Raw genomic sequence first — 16,174 nt, 5'->3', positions numbered from 1 at the left:
CGCCGGCGCTGCTGCAAGAGTCACGACGGCAGTGCTGGAGCTCGAGGCGACTGCTGAGCCGGACGGAGCGGTCCCATTCGCGGTCACGGTGTTGCTCACGCTGCCAGCGTTGATGTCTGCCTGGGTCAGGGTGTAAGTGGCGGTGCAGTCAGTGTTCGCTCCGACAGCGAGCGTGGTTGTTGGGCAGCTGATGTCGGACAGGGTGCCGGTGCCGGTGAAGTTGCTGGACGCGACAGCGAGATCCGTGATCGTGACATTGCCGGAGTTGGTGACCGTGAACGTGTAGTCAACCTTCTGCCCTGCTGACGCGGTGGGCTTCGACGCCGTGGCATCGATCGTCAACGCCGGCGCCGGCGCAGTTATCACTGTCGTCGCTCGAGACTGCGGGGTAGTGACGGTGCTGCCGTCTGACGCTGTTCCCGAAGCTGTTGCGGTGTTCACCACGCTGCCGGCGACTTCGTCCGCATTAGTAATTACATAAGGTTTGTCGCTCGTGCAGGTCGTGGTGGAGCCCGCACTCAGCGAACCCGCTGGGCAAGATACCGAGCTCAAGAGCTTGTCGTCAACGCTAATTTCCGACACCGGGACGGAACCAATATTGGTGACTGTGAAAGTGTAAGGTATTGTGTCACCTGCGTCGATCAGGCCATCGTCATTGACATCCGTTGCTGCACCAGCTTTTTTCACTAGGTCCAAGCCTACCGGCGAAGCGGATTGGGACGCCGTATTGTTGGTGGTGTCGGGGTCATCTTCATTGGCGAGAACAGTCGCGGAATTGGTCAACAAGGTTGTATCTGGGGAAGATGTAGTCGCGCTTATAGTGAACGTTTCCGAGTCTCCGGATGCCGTTTGGCCGCCCGTGCAAGTGACTATTTGCTCATTCACAGAGCATGCTGCGGAGGTGCTCTGAATATTGGTGAGTGAAGATGGTAAGTCATCCTTGACCGTGTAGCCACTCGAAGGGGAGGGGCCGTTGTTCAAAACGGATATGTTGTAGGTAATTCGATCGCCGGGTCGGAATTTTGAAGGTCCAGATTTCGAAATTGCCAGGTCGGTGAACTGACCGGGGGAGGCAGCGCCGTCGTTCCGTGCACTCGAGGGCCCCTTGCTCGTGGAGACCAATGTGAAAACGGGCTGGGCAGAAGCGGGGTTCTGCACTGCAACCTGGCTTACTTCGCCATTACTATTTCGCGAAAAGCCGAGGTTGCCGTTACCGTATGTCCATGCAGCACCTTCCAGGCCTGCATTGAGACTCACTGGGGAATCGAAAACCGAAACGTTGCCGGTGGCTGGATCGATGCGCTGTATCTGCGACTGACCTCCGGAAGCAGTCTGCCCCCAGAAGAACCCCTGCGCGAAGGCGAAGTCCCCTGCGCGCAACGCCTGGTTCAATGTGACTGTCTTGACGACAGAGCCCGTTGTAACGTCAATCGCTTCGAGGGTTGTATTATCGCTTGAACCGGTACTGCCGATATAGAAGTATCCGTCACCGCCGAAAGCGGCGGCATCCCAAGTGTCTGGCGTGGGGTATGTGTTATTTCCGACTCGTGTTAATGCTCCACCCTGGCCGATGCGGACCAAGGAATTTGCGGGGAGATCGCTTGTGCCGGAGGTTGTATATACAATAGCATAGAGATAGTTGTCTGCAGTATTGTAGGCGAGGGCATTGTATTCGACAGGCGCGGCCGGCCCCTCGGGTGTGAAATTGACGTTACCTGATGAATCTGTGATTGCTTTATATAGCCTGGTGGGGACGGCTTGAGCGACAAAAACTGTGGGATCGGATGCGGGAAAAGGATCGCCAGTGGCCGCATAGGCGGGGTCTGCGGATGTGGGCCAGAGCCCCGAGGAGAAAGTCGCTGCGACGAGCACGCCCGCGACCGCGAGTGCTCGATAAAATGCTTTTGATCGCAAGGAGTCTCCGTATGCTCTGCGTCGCCTCGCCTATTATGAGGTCTGGCTCAGTGGACTCAAGTCTCCCCGATCGAGGTGGGAAGCCGCAAGTGGCAGGGGCATGCACCACTCAGCTGCGCATCAGTGCAAGACCGATGCCGCGGCCCCGCGCGGCTCTCACGACCCCCACGGCCTGGATGAACACCGGATCCGATGCCGCGGTGCCGGTCGTCGACTCGCAAAACCCGACCTGTGTCGCGCCGATCATCGCGAAGAACACCAACTGTCCGGCGATCGTTTTGTCGTTTTCGGACTCTGATTGGGTGATGATCGGTTCGCATTCGACCTGCATGTACTGCAGCCGGCGAGCGTCCAACGAATCTGCTGTCGCGCGCCGGATCGTGAACTCCGCAGAGGGGAGGTCCTCAATCGATGTGCGCCACGCTGCGAGTTCAGGGTCGAAGGCTGGGTGTAACGGGTAACTGTCAGATTGGATCTCGTCCACGGGTTCACGCTACGGCTGACGTGCTTGAACGTGGTCGCTTCGGTTCTTGCAGGTTTTTCGATGATCCCAGGGGCGGCCACGCGGCGCTGCTCGGCCCTTGGCCGCCAGCTCGACGGGCTACTTCGGCTCTGCAGCGAAGCCCAAGGTGCGGTTGAGGATGCTGTCGTGCCTGATGACCTGGTCGACCATGCTCGCTGAGTCTCGCGTAGCGCTCCACAGCCGGGCACCTCACCGGGCGGGTCAGCTGCGACACCTGCGGCCGCGGACTTCCAAGGTCATGGACACTGGCGCCGGGCCGTGCGGCAGCCAAACGGCTACCGGACTCTCACCTGACCCCAGCGATCGAGCACGGGGCCGGTATCCGCGTAGAAGTTTCGTCGCGCGACCCTCTCGAACGGACTATTCTTCAATTTGTGGTCAATATAACCGAGGGGACGTAGGTCGATGCCCACGGGACCGGCACATCAGAAGGTCAACGAGGACGACGACACGTCTGAACAGTGTCGATGCATGATCGGCAACGATCATCTCGTTGGCGATGACACGCCTTTGTCCGAGGCGCTCAGTCCCTCGGATGCGGAGGACATCTGGCTCTCGAGCGGCATGGACGAGGACTACGACTTTCGCTGAACGCTCTGCAACTGCGTGAATTCGTGTGCCGCGCCTTGTCGGTTGCCGATTCTTCAACTGGCGGTGTCCCGCTACGCTGCAGCGGTGGGGGAGATGACACACGATACGTTCCGATCCGAATTCGCCACAGCCGCGGGCCGGCGACGTCTTGGGTGCCGGGAGGGCGACCCGTGGCAGGGCCGGGTAGACAGGCTGCTCGGCGACGACGCGGAGCTTCAGGGTGAGTACCTCCAGTGGCAGCACCGGCGGAAACGAAGGGTTGAGCGAGCCCAGAGGCAGTTGATGGACACTCGTCGGCGCAACGGAGCGATGACTGATGTGCTGCTCATCGTCGCCCGGCGTTGTCCTCGTACTCGTCGGAGTGAACACTGCCGCACACCACCAGCAGCAAGTCAGCGGCGGACCCTGCTACCAGCGGCCGCACCTGTACAGCCACGCGACAACCACCGTCTGCCCCGCGCACATGGAGCCGCTCCACGACGGCACTTGGCTGGCGGCGACCACGCTGGGTTGGTTGGGTGTCGCGGTACTTGTCACCGGCGGTGTGCTCATCGTCCGGCACCCCAACTTTTGAGCTTGACCCGTCTCGGTGGCCGATCGGCTATCGAGACGCCGGCGGGCGCCAAGTGTCCTTTGCAGCTCGTCTCGCTGGCGTTTCACATGTAGGTGTCGGTGGCGCGGGTTAGAGTCAACGCGACAAAGGAGGTGACATGAGTAGCAACAGGAACGTGGTGCCCAACCCGAATGGTGGTTGGGACGTGCGAGGCGGCGGAAGTCGAGCCTCGGCACACGCTGACACTCAGGCTGAGGCGATCGACCGTGCACGGACGATCATCAACCACCAGGGTGGTGGTGAACTCTCCATCCATAACCGAGAGGGTCAGGTGCGCGCGAAGGACACGATCGCGCCCGGCAACGACCCGAAGAACGTGAAGGGCTGACCCGAGCATCCCTTCGCAACGAGGCCCGGTCACCTAGCGGTGATCGGGCCTCTCTTATGCAGCAGCGCTGCGGCTACTTCGACTTCGGCGGCTTCGGTGGCTTGATCTGAGACGTCGACGGGCGGACCGCTGGTGGACGTTGCACGTTCGCCGGCTGAATCCCGAACTGTCCGTCCGGCTTCCGAGGCTTGTTGGTCACTGCCCTTGCCGCTTCGCTTGCACCGAGCTCGCCGGCGGCTTGATCTGAGAGTTGGCGGACCGTGGTGCTGGGCGGTACTGCACGTGTGCCGCCTGCATGCCACGCTCAGTCGTGCGGGACGAACCGCCACCCGACTTCGCGTACGTGCCGGTCACGAACTTGCCCGTGACCGAGTTTCGTGACTGACCACCCGCTGACTTCGCCATCGCTCTGCCTCCTCCTAGCATTATGACCGGGAAAGGGGTTCGATGCCTACGAGTGCGCTGGGGGTTGCCTTCTACGTCTTCGCCCTGTTCCCGGGAGTGGCGTTCATCTTCGCGCGGGAGGGCCACCAGCCTGCAGTCAAACGCACCGCCCTGCGAGAGACTGCTGCGCTGGTCTTCGTGAGCGCTGTTTGCGACGCCATCGTTGCCGCGATCGTCGCGGTCGCATCCATCTGGTGGACCGATCTTCGCACCCGGCTCAGCGAACTCGCCGCAGGCGACCTTCGATGGGTACACGACCACCTAGCAGTCTCGATCTTCGCCGCGATCGGTACGGCCGCCCTCGCCACTCTCCTCGGCTACCTTCTCGGTTCGGAGTGGGCCGACAGGCGCGGCCTCAACCGGATCTGGCGATCCGCAATCCCGCGAGACACGTCCGCCTGGACTCGTCTGTTCGGCGATGCCCCAGAAGACGAGGTGGTCCAGGTCGCCATGGTGCTCAAGTCAGGCGGATGGGTCAGCGGCGTCCTGTGGGAGTTCGACAATGACCCTGACCCCCACCCACACCGCGCCATCGTCCTGACGCAGCCTCAATACCGCCCAAGCGGAAGCGACGATGTCGAACCGCTCGAGGGGGTGGACTACGTCGTCATCGAAGCCGGCGAGATCGAACAGCTCCATGCTGCCTTCGTTCCCGTCGACGAACCGGAAGTCGGCGGCACGATCGAGGAGTAGATCGTCGCGGCCCCAGCAATGCTGATGGCCCGTCTCCTGCAGGAGACGGGCCATCAGTCGTGAGGTGCGTGTTACTTGAAGACGTCCTTGACGTCCTCGCCGACCTTCTTCGTCGACGCAGCAGCCTGATCCTTCTGCCCCTCGGCCTTCAGACTGTCATCGCCCTTGTGGTCGCCGAGGGCTTCCTTTGCCTTCCCCGCGATGTCCTGCGCGGCGTTCTTGATCTTGTCGTCCAGACCCATGTTCATCTCCTCTGTGATTGACGCACCGTTGCGTGTGTCTCGAAAGTACCGACGCTGTACGTGGCTACTTGCAGCGGCTTTCCAGCCATCGAAGCCTGCAGCTCGAGCGCTTTCAGTGGGTGTGGCGGTGGTGGCTGTCGGGGTAGTGCTCGTGGGTGTGGGTGATCGGCTCGTGGGTGTGGACGTGCCGGTGCCAGGTGCCGGCGGCGACTGGTTCTTCGTGTTCGTGCTGGTGGTGCTCGTCGTGGTGGTGCCAGTGGTCGTGGGTGACGGCCTCGTGGGTGTGTTCGTGTTCGTGGCGTTCGGTGAGGTGGAGCCAGATGCCGATGGCCATGAGGATGCCGGCGACGACGAGGGGCACGGTGACGGGTTCGCCGAGGATGATCGCGAGGACAGCGCCGAAGAAGGGGGCCACCGAGTAGTAGGCGCCGGCGCGGGCGGTGCCGACGTGGCGGAGCGCAACGATGAAGAGCACCAGGCTCACGCCGTATGCGAAGAAGCCGACCACCATCGCGGCGGCGACGTTGCCGACGGCGGGCAGCTGCGCGCCGAGGAGGAACGCGAGGACCAGGTTGACGGGGCCGGCGACGCCGCCCTTGATGGCGGCGAGCCAGGACGCGTCGTGGATGGCGACCTTTCGGGTGAGGTTGTTGTCGATGCCCCACGACAGACATGCACCGAGGATCGCGAGCGACGGCCAGGCGCTGCCGAACTCGATCCCTGCCGGGACGGTCAGCACGACGGCTCCGGCGACGATCGCGAGCATGCCGAGTGCGATGCGGCGGTCGAAGTTCTCCCGGAACACGAACCAGGCCAGCAGTGCTGTCGCGACACCCTCAGCGTTGAGGAGCAGTGACGCTCCCGACGCTGGCATGTTCACCAGGCCGATCAGCAGGAGGACCGGGCCGAGGATCCCGCCGAACAGGATCGCTCCGGCGAGGGGCAGCCGCTCGCCCCGAGTGAGGTGCACGCGGGGTGAGCGGCGGATGAGTCGGATGAGGCCGAGCCCGAGCCCTGACCCGGTGTAGAGCAGCCCGGCGAGCATGAACGGGCTGACCGCGTCGAGGAGCATCTTCGCGGCCGGTGTTCCCGCGCCGAAGAGCACCGCGGACAGCAGTGCTGCCCGGACGCCGCGGCTACGCAGAGCGCTCAGCACGCGCAGCTCCCTCGTGGTGGTGGGCGGGGGTGCCGTCGAGCTGGTGCTCGGCCTGGAAGATCGCATCCGACACGAGCTGTCGAGCGTGCTCGTTGGTCAGCCGGTAGAAGACGCGTGTGCCTTCCTGTCGGGTGGCGACCACGCGGGCCAGGCGCAGCTTGGCGAGGTGTTGCGAGACCGCGGCCGGTGACTTACCGACCTGCGCAGCGAGGTCGTTCACGGGGAGCTCGCCGTCGGAGAGCGCCAGCACGATCCGCACTCGTGTGGCGTCGGCGAGCATGCTGAACACCTCGACCGCCAGCTCCACGTAGTCGCTGTCGACGTGGCGGCCGCACCTGCTATCTGCATCCATACGCAGATTGTTGCATACACGTGTCCGGCTAGAGATCGTCTACGGACGGACAGAGCACTAGCGGGGACCCGGTTGCCCGGACCCCCGCTAGCGAGTCACCGCTGTGCGGCGCTTCTTACTTGCTCTTCTTGTGCGAGGTCTGCGTCGTGTTCGGGTGCGACTTCGCGTAGCTGCTCTTCACGAACTTGCCCGTGACCGAGCTCCGCGACTGGCCTTTGCCCGTGCTTCCCTTCGTCAAGATTCTGCGCTCCTTCCCGGCTCCGCTGGCGCATCTTGTCTGCGCGGTCGGCCACAACAAGCGTGACACAAACCGCTTATGTAGTGTCGCGACACGCCAGGGACCACTACATGTAGTGCTGCGCGGCAGGACGGGATAACGTTGGCTGGGTCGCAACGATGCGGCACGTACGGAGAGGATGAACATGCAACGCGGGCAGCAGTCTCCACCACCGAAACCGCCATCGAAGCCAGGACCGGGGCAACCGAACCCACTCATCAAGCCACATTGAAACGGGCGGGTGTCACCTCAGCTGAGGCGGCACCCGCTCGCTCGTGACGGGCCACTATCTCGCGAGCCTGCACAGCCGACGTGATATCCGGGATATGGTCCCGGCATGCCTGTACCGAAGTCTCCGACCAGCCAGGGTCCCCGCCGTCTTCTCCGTGACGTCGTCTACGAGCAGATGCTCGAGGCGATCGAGAACGGCACGCTCGAGGCGGGGGAGCGCCTGAACGATGACGAGCTCACGAGCTGGCTCGGTGTCTCTCGTACCCCGGTGCGGGAAGCGATCGCCCGGCTCGAGTCCGAAGGTCTCGTGGAGATGGCCGCGAACCGGTACACCCGGGTCGCAAGCCTCTCCGGCCCGGCGCACGACCAGGCGGCCATGCTCCTGGCCGCGCTGCACGTGTGGGCGATCGACCACGCCGCCGCCGCGACCGCGGATGCGCGGAAGACCGCGGCTGCTGCTGCGAGCAAGGTCACTGCCGGCGTCGACGCGCACGACGTCGACGCGTACCGGGGGCTGCAGGACGCTGTCGCGGCGCTGATCGGCGGGTTCGACAACCCGCTCTACACGGCGACCGAAGCGGCGGTGCGTGGACGAGTGAAGTTCCATGCCCCTGCGCCGGACGCGACCATCGACTGGGACGCGGCGGCCGCGACGGCTGGCGCACTCGCGAAGATCTGACGGCCGGCACTCGGCACGGGGTGCGACGTATCGCGGACTGTTGCCTGCGCCGTCGTGTTCCCAGGGCTACGGTCACGCGCAGGGGTCTCACCAGCTCCTGCGCGGACCGGAGTCGAGATCACCTCCTCCGGTCCGTGTACACAGCCAGCGGGCTCGTGGAGATCGTGCGGTGAACGATGGGCTATCGCACGCTCTAGAGATCGCCGCTGAGCTCGAGTCCACCCGTATCAACTTCGCTTCCAGACGTCGAATCCTGCCCGGGAACCGACGGTGGGGCGTAAACGGACCGCTTCAAGGACCCGATGTCGGGCGGTGGGTCCGGGCCACCCGAGCTGGCCTGCTCTGCCGAGAGGGGCGTGATGGTTCAGAGCCGGGCGTGATGGGTAGGGTCCGTTGCGTGCACATCTCGCAGAAGACCGTCGGCTATCTCATCTAACGCGTGGCTGCGAAGAACTCGCAAGCCACCCTCGGCAGCTTCCTGATGCAACACAGTCTGGGGGGATGCAGACCCGGGATCCGAGAATCGTAAATCCTTGTCGGTGAGCGTGGCCAAGCGCTCGAGCCTTGCTCTCGAGGCGGCTTTCGCGAACGGGAAGGAAGGTGAACTCGTCGACCTCGCTGCTACCGTCTTGCGCAATCACGAAGACGGGCCTAGCTCGCCTGAGTGGGTGCGACAACTACTGGAGTCGCTGCGTACCGATGGGTTCACCTGCACCCCAGAGTCGACGCTGGTTGCTGCCACGGGTTGGGGTACCCCAACCACCGAGGTTCGGTGGACAGTAACCCCTCTGGGCTACACCGCGCTGCCGGTCACCACGCTCTCGTCTGACCTCGCAGCCCAGCTCAACACGAAGGGCTTCACGACAGCTGCCGGACACTACGACCAGGCGTTGAACGCTTTCCGCGCGCGGAACTGGGCAGCATCCAACGGTCAGCTGCGCACAACATTCGAGTCTGTGTTGGTGGAGCTCGCCACAGCTCATACCGGAACCACCCCAACCCGCGGCGGTGGCGAAGCGATCGATGCGCTGGCAGGAAAGGGCTTGCTGCCTTTCGGGCCGAATGAGTACGTTCGCGGGCTCTGGAAGCTGAGCCACAAGGCAGGTTCGCACCCGGACTCAGTGACGAGGAAGATGCCCACCATCGGATGTACGCGGTCAGTGCGATCGTCGGCTGGCTGATTCGCTCCTACACATGAGCGTGTGCGCTTTGAACCGTGCCTGCCTGAAGGTGCTGGTGTCCGGCTAGCGATCGGTCAGCGGGCCGTGGTGTCAGTGTCCAGCGTGGTACGCGTCACGAACGACCTGGCTGATTCGGCCGCGAGAGGACACTTCGTAGCCGTTGGCGGCCGCCCACTCGCGGATCTTGCCAAGCTCCTCGGAGTTCCCGCGCTTCGGGGCGCCGCTGGAGGAGTTTCGACTGGTGCGAGCGCCCGTCTTGCGTGCGGCAGCGATGTAGTCCGAGAACGCGTCGCGGAGCTTGTCCACGTTGTCGTCGGTCAGATCGATCTCGTAGTTGGTGCTGTCGAAGCCGAACGTGATTGTGCGGCCCTTGCCGTCTTCGATGGTCTCACCGGTGAGGTCATCGACAAGGTGTGTGGTGACTTTCTGAGCCATGGCGGAGACTGCCTTTCGCTAGAGAACGCCTCCACCTTGGCACATCTGACGGCTCCTACGAGGATTTCCACTTCGGATAGCTGGTCGCTATCGGAAGGGATACCGTATTCCGGTCTGTAATCACACCCCCGCGGGCAGGCCACCTGCGTAAGTTGAGCGCGGAGATGGTGATGCGGTGTGCCGTCACCAAGCCGCATCACGCTCGCATCCCGCCGGCTTACGTCCGGCGCGACCGTGCCAGTGCGTCGAGCAGGTTGTCAGCGTCATTTGCCTGTGCGGGCCCCAAACCGAGAAGGTCACGTGCGTGGTTCAACACGTTGAAAGCCTCCTCGTCTCCCTGTGCTTGGGCTTCGAGGATCAGGTCAGAAAGAGCCGCGTGAGCCTCATCGCGGGCCTGCTGCCTGCCAGCCATGTTGTAGCCGCGAAGCGATCGGCTGGCGCGCGTGAGGGTCGCGCTATCGAGAGTCATGGTTACTTCACGAGGTCGGTACGGCGCACCCAAGCGGGAAATTCGCCGTTGAGCTCGACAGCGAGCCGTTCGAGCTGATCGCTCTCAGCATCGGGAGCGATCTCTGACAGAGCGTCTTCGGTTTCAACGCGATCGTACGAGCCCCAGTTGTAACCGTCCAGTCCGGTCGATTCGAGAAACAACCCGGCGTTGTTCGGGTCTACGAACGTTTCGCGAAACTCGGTCTTGATCTTGTCGTCCGTCATGGCTTCTCCCTGTGGTGAAGCAGAACCATTCTGCTTGCTGCTCCTATCTTGTCGGCTATTTACTGAGGGCGCTATCAAGTCGGTTCGGCGATGTGCGCGCTTACGACGGCGGCTCATCCGGATGCGCGCTGTAGGTCAACGCAAGCCCCGCGCCTACCAAGACGGGCCCCAGCTTGACTACCGGTCGCGGTCTGGACGGCGAGCCTCGCTGGCCGTGACCGTCTGTGTCAGGCGTCGACTGTGATGCCGAGGCTGATCCACCCGTCGGGGATCGACTGCCGGTCCGCCGCGAGGGCGGCGGCGTAGTTCGGTCTGGACGCTTCGTGCGGCTGGATCTCGGTCGACCTGGCGACGGCGCGGACGGTGATGTTCCCGGCCGCGGTTGAGCTCATCGTGTTCGTCTGCACGACGTCGTACCCGGTCAGGTTCAGGCCGTCGATGGCGCGGGCATGGGCGGTGCTCTGGTCGTCTGCGTGGCCGTCGGCGGTGATGGTGTTCGTGGAGCGGATGGTGCCGCGGACGGTGGTCATGGATCCATCGTCGCAGCGGGATCCGACACCGCTGGTGTCGGCGGGCGCGGTCATCATCGGTGGCATGCCCGGACACCGGTGGGCGCCGCCCATTCACCCCGATCCGCCCGAGGACCAGCCCCTCGGTGTCGACGCCCCGCTGGCGCCGGAGCGAGTGTCCGGGTACCCAGCGGTGTGGGCGCGGGTCGAGTTCACCCGGTCGGACCCGCAGACCTGCCCCGGGTTCGTTGAGCAGGCGGACGCCGACACCGTCTACGTGCAGCTGGTCCACATGTGCTTCGTGCACCACGTGTGGCTACCCCTCGAGCGGATCAAGAAGCGGGCTCTGAAGCCTCACGGGCGCCGCTGATGGGCGTGCGCCGGCGTGGCCGCTGGGTGCCCGAGGAAGCCGTGTCGCTGCCCGCAGACGCCCGCGGAGGCCCCGCGGGCGACGTCGTCCCGGCAGCGTCCGTGCACGCGTGGATCCGCACCTACCGCGGTGTCGATCGCCGCGTGGAAGCGAAGGCGATCGCCGCGACCGCGGCGTGGGTGTGGAGGGCCGCTGTGAAGCACCGCGTGGAGCTCTCAGCGACGTCATAGCCGCCGCGGTTGCCGACGTCGGGGCTCGTGCGTACCGTGATGGTCTGCGCCCGGACCATTCCCCCCAGTGGCTTCGGGCGCCGCGGCTCGAGCAGCCCCCCAACTTCGCTCGAGCTGCAGCCGGCCCCGGTCTGTTCCCCCTAACAGGCCGGGGCCGCTTAGCTTTCGCCAGGAGAGTCGAGAACACCGCCGGCAGCGAGCCGTGCGCCGTCGCGCGGGTTCATCACCAGCACGGTGCCTGGCTTCGGTTCGAACTTCGCCGAGCCGGGTTTGAAGCCATCGAAGGCCGACGGCTTCGCTTTGTCCCACTGCACACTGATTGGCACACGGATGTCGAGCGCGATTCGACGCTTCGCCCACTCCGCCTCGACGACTGCGCCTACACCCTGGACAAGGAAGCTCGTGGCCCGGATGCACTCTTCCATCGTCACGAGTGCGTCTTCCTCGAGGAGCATCGCTGCAGGCGAATCCGAGGATCGGACGGACTGCAGGTTGCTCATCTGCGGGTGACGGTGGAGTTTCCGGTGAATGGTCCAGCCAGTCCTCTTGTCTCCCTCGAAGAAGATGTAATTCGTCGACTGCTCGCGATGCACGGCGGTGTTCCGAGCGTCGAGCATCCAACGCAGCCAGCCGGAGGGCCCGGCTGCCATGTAGGAGCCGCTGATCCCGCGCAGAATCTGGTGCTGCAGCTCGGCCAAGTGTTCGGGTGCAGGCCGCATGGCCTTTTTCAGGCTGTCACTTCGACCTTCGGTCGGGAAGTTCGCGTCGTCGGACGTGGGTAGCAGCGCGGGCATGTCTGCACGCCGTACGTTCATCCTCAACCCACTGACGGCGACACAGACGGCAGCTGTGCAGTCGAGTGCGGCACCCAGCGCTGTGAAGAGGGCTTGTTGATGAGCGTTGAGGCGCGTGCTGAGCTCCTCGATGTGCTGCCCCGCCGGCATATAGTTCGTGCTTTGCGACGCGGAACCCTGACTGGAGATCCAGAGGATGAGCGCGTTGTCCGACTTGTAGCGCGCCTCGCGGTATGACTCGAGCTGCACGAGCGCACTATGCAAGTTCGAGCGGACGCTCCTGGCAGCTCCGAGAACGTAGTCGCGGAGATCCGCACCACCCGGATCGTGTGGGTCGTGACGCCAGATGATCGCGTGCAGATCGCCGGCAAGCATGGACTCCATCTGCTCTGACGCGTCGACGCCCGGTTGGATGAGCGCTGTCTCGAGCACGTGTGACTCCTCGTCGTTGGAAAGCTTCGCCCGGCCTGCGCCTGCGCACCCATCCCAGGACCGCCTTCGGCGGGCTGTTCTGACTGAGGGGAGCCGGCAAGCCGGCCAGTGCTTGTCGAACCCCCAGGGGGTTCGTTGTTTGCCCGGGAAGCCTTCGGCGATTGTACGGACGAGGTTCCGGGCCGCAAGCCGTCGCCACCGCCGCACGCGAGAACTTTCGACCGGCACCGTCGTGTGGAGCTCCTTCGTCGGTGGACGGCGCCGGTCGAAACTTCTCGGAGCGTCGCCGCTTTGGGCTTGCACCCCGGCTCCTCGTCCTATCGGCACTTCGTGCCTTCCCGGGCAAACAACGAAAGGGAGAGGAAGAGGAAATGAAGTTGATGGGTATTCGAGCGACCGCAGATGGTGCGGTTGAAGGCGTCGTTGTGAACGCGGCGCAGTCCACTCTGCAGGGCACGCGGGAGCAGATCGGGTGCCGCCTGGTGGACGTGGTCCGCCTTGAAGATCGGATCGATGCGTGGATCGATGACGAGGGCATGTACGCGGGGGAGCGCAACGACCTCGCCACCGTGGCGGCGGTTGCTCTCGGGCGTTCCCGGGCGGCGTCGCCGCTGTTCGGGACGGTCCTGTTCCTGACCTACGACGAGGCCGGGGACACCCGGTCGCTGTCGCCAGATCAGTACACGGCCGTCATGCGCGCCTTCCAGCACGCACGGACGGCGCTCACCCGGGCGGAAGCACTGTCCGCAGTGTTCCGCCAGCAGTAACACCCAGCAGTCCCACCCATAGAAAAGACCGGGTGCGGAGTTCCCGACAATCACTACTTGCCAGGACCCGCACCCGGTCACTACCGGAAAGCGTAGCAAACGAAATGACCATGACTGAGAACATCACCGTCACCCACCTGACGGACCAGCCCCAGACCGACGCACCGACCATTGAGGCTGCACCGGCCGCGGCCGGGGTGGCCCTGGTGGAGGTCACCGCAGCCGATGTGGTGATCGAGGACAACGTCCGCACCGCGGCCGACCTCGACCCCGCGTTCCTGGCCTCCGTGAAGCAGCACGGGGTGCTCCTGCCGACCATCGGCTACCGGAACGCCGACGGGGCCGTGGTGGTCCGCGACGGCCAGATGCGCGTCCTCGCCGCCCGCGAGGCCGGGACCACCGTCCCGGTGTTCGTCACGGCCCGTGGGGACAGCACCGCCAAGCGGATCGCGGAGCAGTTGGTCGCCAACGAGCGCCGCACCGCCCTGACGGACGGTGACCGGCTCGCCGCGTACCGCCAGTTGGAAATCGAGGGCCTGTCGGTCACCGCGATCGCCCGCGAGACTGGCACGAAGCGTGACGCTGTGAAGCGGACCCTCACCGTCGCGAAGTCGGACGCCGCGGCCACGGCCGTTGCGTCCGGGCAGGCGACGTTCACCCAGGCGCTGCTCCTGGCCGAATTCGACGGCGACGACGAAGCAGTCACCGAACTGACGGAGTGGATTGCGGAGGGCTACGACGACGACGAACTGGCCCACGTCGCTGCGCGCCTCCGCCGTGACCGGGAGCGTGCCGCCGCGGTGGACGCGCTCACCGCGGAACTGACCGCAGCGGGCAAGCGGGTGGTAACCGATGACGACGACTACGCGCCCCTGTCCCGGTTCACCAACGCCAGTGACGACGTGATCGCCTACGACGATCGAACCCCGATCACCGAGGACGAGCACGCCGAGTGCCCCGGCGCGGCGTACGAGGTGCGACAGTACGGCGAGGTCGTCGCCGTCCCCGTGTGCGCGACGCCGAACGTCCACACGCTCCGCGTCGGGCGCATCGGCGTCGGCGTCCCGGCGTCGGCCCCGGCCGAGCCGAAGTCCGACGCGGACGCCGAAACCGAGGCAGAGGAACGGAAGGCTGCACGTCGGCTCCTGGTCGCCAACAACAAGGCGTGGGACGCCGCCGACGACGTGCGCCGCGAGTTCGTTGCGACGCTCCTGCAGCGCAAGAACGCGCCGAAGGACGCCGCCCGGTTCCTGGCGATCGCGCTCACGCGCCACGCCAACACCCGGTACGCCTCCGGCATGGTGAGCGCCAGCGGTCTGCTCGGCATCGAGTCGAGCGGATGGGACGGCGACACGCTCTCCCAGTGGGTCGAGCAGCACCCCGCGAAGGGGCTGCACGTGTCCCTCGCCGTCGTGCTCGCCGGATTCGAGAACACGGCGAACCGCGAATGGTGGCGCACCCCGGACGCCGACTCCCGCGGCTACCTGGGCCAGTTGGCCGCGTGGGGCTACCCGCTCAGCCAGGTCGAGAAGATCGCCGCAGGCATCCAGCCCGACGCAGAGCCGGAGGACGGCGAGGCCACGCCCGCCGAGTAGGTGAACCAGCGTGGGGGTCGCAACGAGTGGCCCCCACGCCCACCCGGCACCGGTTCGTGTCCCATCCCGGCCCGCAGGTGTCCCATCGGGCCGTCCTGGTGTCCGTGGGCCGCGCGACGGCTCCGCCGCCGCGGCAAGGGGCTCCGCCCCCTCCCCGACCCCGGCGCTGCTCGACGGAGCTCGCAGCGCCACGGCACCGCAGAGCGGTGCCGCGATCAAGAGCGCTCAGGGGGAGACGAGATCCTCGGTCGTCGACGTCGTCGTCGACGTCGACGTCGACGTCGACTCACGCGGGCGTGTGATCCAGGCGAGCTGATGCTCGTCGCAGAACCGGCCCGGCAGCTCGGCCCCGGTGTCGAGGTCGACCGGCTCCCATGCCTCCGGTTCCGCCGGATCGGTGCACCCGTCGACGTCGCACGCCACCAGGTCCGCCGGCTGCACCCAGAACGAGTGCAGCACCTCGATCCTCAGACCAACGCCCGCGTCAACGTCGACGTCGGCCGGGGGAGCGGCGTCGTCCTGCGCGCGCAGGACGACGCTCGGGTTGCCCTGGTTCCTGGGCCGGCCCTTCCGGGCACCGCGGCGAGATCTCATGCCCCGGATGCTGCCAGCAGCGTCTGTCCAGCCCCGACCGACATGCCGAACAACGAGGGCCCTCCACGGCTCATCTCCGGCGGGCGTACTGACTTCGAATGGTGCGCGGCGGCCCACTGATTGAACGGATCAAGCTGCCTGAAACGAGCCGTCCCGGTAGGCGTACCCGTTTGGACCAGGCTCCCGCATCGAGTTGATCGCCTCATCGAGGTGGACGGAGAGGAGACTGAAAGCGCCGAGCTCTGAGAGATCGCGGTTCCGATTGAGTTCGAGCAGGCGCGCCCCCTGCGTCAACTCGGGCCACGCGTCCTGCAGCTCCGCTTCGGCTATGCGAACCGTGACCGTCCGCGGCCAGTCAGACCCCTGTTCCGTCATACGGTGCTTCGGCGCGACGGTGATCGTGCTGTCACTGTACTGGACGGCGACTACGTCGCTACGTGCTGCGAACCAGATGAACAGTTCGCGGTGGATGCTGCGGAAGGACGGCTCTGCCATGGTGAGGTGATCATC

Annotated in this window: 18 protein-coding genes and 1 pseudogene; 7 read left to right on the top strand and 12 right to left on the bottom strand. The window is 65.1% G+C overall.

Annotation, left to right across the window (positions count from 1 at the left end; genetic code table 11):
* Both HQQ79_RS18170 and HQQ79_RS18165 read right to left on the bottom strand, forming a co-directional pair.
* A pseudogene (locus tag HQQ79_RS18170) lies at nucleotides 1–1,914 on the bottom strand (DUF11 domain-containing protein); the annotation flags it as partial.
* 109 nt (nucleotides 1,915–2,023) lie between these two features.
* Nucleotides 2,024–2,398 carry a GNAT family N-acetyltransferase gene (locus HQQ79_RS18165; RefSeq protein ID WP_173036209.1) on the bottom strand — a complete coding sequence of 125 codons (375 nt, stop codon included), beginning with the start codon at nucleotides 2,396–2,398 and terminating at the stop codon, nucleotides 2,024–2,026.
* Between the two features lie 1,340 nt (nucleotides 2,399–3,738).
* Between HQQ79_RS18165 and HQQ79_RS18160 the strand changes: the two genes are divergently transcribed.
* Together HQQ79_RS18160 and HQQ79_RS18155 are read left to right on the top strand one after the other, a co-directional pair.
* Nucleotides 3,739–3,969, top strand: a complete 231-nt coding sequence (locus tag HQQ79_RS18160; protein ID WP_173036207.1) for a DUF2188 domain-containing protein — start codon at nucleotides 3,739–3,741, stop codon at nucleotides 3,967–3,969.
* Between the two features lie 447 nt (nucleotides 3,970–4,416).
* Complete coding sequence (locus HQQ79_RS18155; protein WP_173036205.1) at nucleotides 4,417–5,106, top strand: DUF6338 family protein; 690 nt, start codon at nucleotides 4,417–4,419, stop codon at nucleotides 5,104–5,106.
* Nucleotides 5,107–5,177: 71 nt separating this feature from the next.
* Here HQQ79_RS18155 and HQQ79_RS18150 read toward each other — a convergent pair whose 3' ends face one another.
* From HQQ79_RS18150 to HQQ79_RS19015, 4 genes are all read right to left on the bottom strand, one after another.
* Entirely contained in the window at nucleotides 5,178–5,348 is a 171-nt protein-coding gene (locus HQQ79_RS18150; protein WP_173036203.1) for a CsbD family protein, read from the bottom strand.
* Between the two features lie 112 nt (nucleotides 5,349–5,460).
* The gene (locus HQQ79_RS18145) at nucleotides 5,461–6,504 is read right to left on the bottom strand and encodes a DMT family transporter (RefSeq protein WP_367948131.1); all 1,044 of its coding nucleotides are present in this window, start codon (nucleotides 6,502–6,504) and stop codon (nucleotides 5,461–5,463) included.
* Nucleotides 6,485–6,856: a metalloregulator ArsR/SmtB family transcription factor gene (locus HQQ79_RS18140; RefSeq protein ID WP_173036199.1), complete on the bottom strand. Its 372-nt coding sequence runs from the start codon at nucleotides 6,854–6,856 to the stop codon at nucleotides 6,485–6,487. The genes HQQ79_RS18145 and HQQ79_RS18140 overlap by 20 nt, the downstream gene beginning before the upstream one ends.
* Before the next feature lie 115 nt (nucleotides 6,857–6,971).
* Nucleotides 6,972–7,094 (bottom strand): hypothetical protein, encoded by a 123-nt coding sequence (locus tag HQQ79_RS19015; RefSeq protein ID WP_301952600.1) that lies wholly within the window; start codon nucleotides 7,092–7,094, stop codon nucleotides 6,972–6,974.
* A gap of 376 nt (nucleotides 7,095–7,470) precedes the next feature.
* Between HQQ79_RS19015 and HQQ79_RS18440 the strand changes: the two genes are divergently transcribed.
* Nucleotides 7,471–8,043 carry a GntR family transcriptional regulator gene (locus tag HQQ79_RS18440; RefSeq protein WP_216852718.1) on the top strand — a complete coding sequence of 191 codons (573 nt, stop codon included), beginning with the start codon at nucleotides 7,471–7,473 and terminating at the stop codon, nucleotides 8,041–8,043.
* Between the two features lie 539 nt (nucleotides 8,044–8,582).
* Nucleotides 8,583–9,224, top strand: coding sequence for a hypothetical protein (locus HQQ79_RS18130; RefSeq protein ID WP_173036197.1), 642 nt, complete (start codon nucleotides 8,583–8,585; stop codon nucleotides 9,222–9,224).
* Nucleotides 9,225–9,314: 90 nt separating this feature from the next.
* Here HQQ79_RS18130 and HQQ79_RS18125 read toward each other — a convergent pair whose 3' ends face one another.
* From HQQ79_RS18125 to HQQ79_RS18115, 3 genes are all read right to left on the bottom strand, one after another.
* Complete coding sequence (locus tag HQQ79_RS18125; protein ID WP_173036195.1) at nucleotides 9,315–9,659, bottom strand: Lsr2 family protein; 345 nt, start codon at nucleotides 9,657–9,659, stop codon at nucleotides 9,315–9,317.
* 471 nt (nucleotides 9,660–10,130) lie between these two features.
* Nucleotides 10,131–10,373, bottom strand: a complete 243-nt coding sequence (locus HQQ79_RS18120) for a hypothetical protein (RefSeq protein ID WP_173036193.1) — start codon at nucleotides 10,371–10,373, stop codon at nucleotides 10,131–10,133.
* A gap of 227 nt (nucleotides 10,374–10,600) precedes the next feature.
* Nucleotides 10,601–10,903, bottom strand: a complete 303-nt coding sequence (locus HQQ79_RS18115; protein ID WP_173036191.1) for a hypothetical protein — start codon at nucleotides 10,901–10,903, stop codon at nucleotides 10,601–10,603.
* On the opposite strand from HQQ79_RS18115, the gene HQQ79_RS18110 reads away from it, so the two are divergent.
* The gene (locus HQQ79_RS18110) at nucleotides 10,902–11,252 is read left to right on the top strand and encodes a hypothetical protein (protein WP_173036189.1); all 351 of its coding nucleotides are present in this window, start codon (nucleotides 10,902–10,904) and stop codon (nucleotides 11,250–11,252) included. The genes HQQ79_RS18115 and HQQ79_RS18110 overlap by 2 nt on opposite strands.
* A 388-nt stretch (nucleotides 11,253–11,640) precedes the next feature.
* Here HQQ79_RS18110 and HQQ79_RS18105 read toward each other — a convergent pair whose 3' ends face one another.
* The gene (locus HQQ79_RS18105; protein ID WP_173036187.1) at nucleotides 11,641–12,708 is read right to left on the bottom strand and encodes a hypothetical protein; all 1,068 of its coding nucleotides are present in this window, start codon (nucleotides 12,706–12,708) and stop codon (nucleotides 11,641–11,643) included.
* A gap of 251 nt (nucleotides 12,709–12,959) precedes the next feature.
* Here HQQ79_RS18105 and HQQ79_RS18100 point away from each other — a divergent pair, with 251 nt between their 5' ends.
* Both HQQ79_RS18100 and HQQ79_RS18095 read left to right on the top strand, forming a co-directional pair.
* Entirely contained in the window at nucleotides 12,960–13,475 is a 516-nt protein-coding gene (locus tag HQQ79_RS18100; protein WP_216852717.1) for a DUF3846 domain-containing protein, read from the top strand.
* A 110-nt stretch (nucleotides 13,476–13,585) separates the two neighbouring features.
* Entirely contained in the window at nucleotides 13,586–15,070 is a 1,485-nt protein-coding gene (locus HQQ79_RS18095; protein WP_173036183.1) for a ParB N-terminal domain-containing protein, read from the top strand.
* Between the two features lie 225 nt (nucleotides 15,071–15,295).
* On the opposite strand, the gene HQQ79_RS18090 is transcribed toward HQQ79_RS18095, so the two are convergent.
* On the bottom strand, nucleotides 15,296–15,664 hold the full coding sequence (locus HQQ79_RS18090) for a hypothetical protein (RefSeq protein WP_173036182.1): 369 nt from the start codon (nucleotides 15,662–15,664) through the stop codon (nucleotides 15,296–15,298).
* A 129-nt stretch (nucleotides 15,665–15,793) separates the two neighbouring features.
* Nucleotides 15,794–16,159 carry a hypothetical protein gene (locus HQQ79_RS18085; protein ID WP_173036179.1) on the bottom strand — a complete coding sequence of 122 codons (366 nt, stop codon included), beginning with the start codon at nucleotides 16,157–16,159 and terminating at the stop codon, nucleotides 15,794–15,796.
* Between the last annotated feature and the right edge of the window lie 15 nt (nucleotides 16,160–16,174).

This window comes from Curtobacterium sp. VKM Ac-2852, assembly GCF_013205045.1.
In the GTDB taxonomy this organism is placed as follows: Bacteria; Actinomycetota; Actinomycetes; order Actinomycetales; family Microbacteriaceae; genus Curtobacterium; species Curtobacterium flaccumfaciens.
This window is presented reverse-complemented; position numbering and strand designations above follow the sequence as displayed.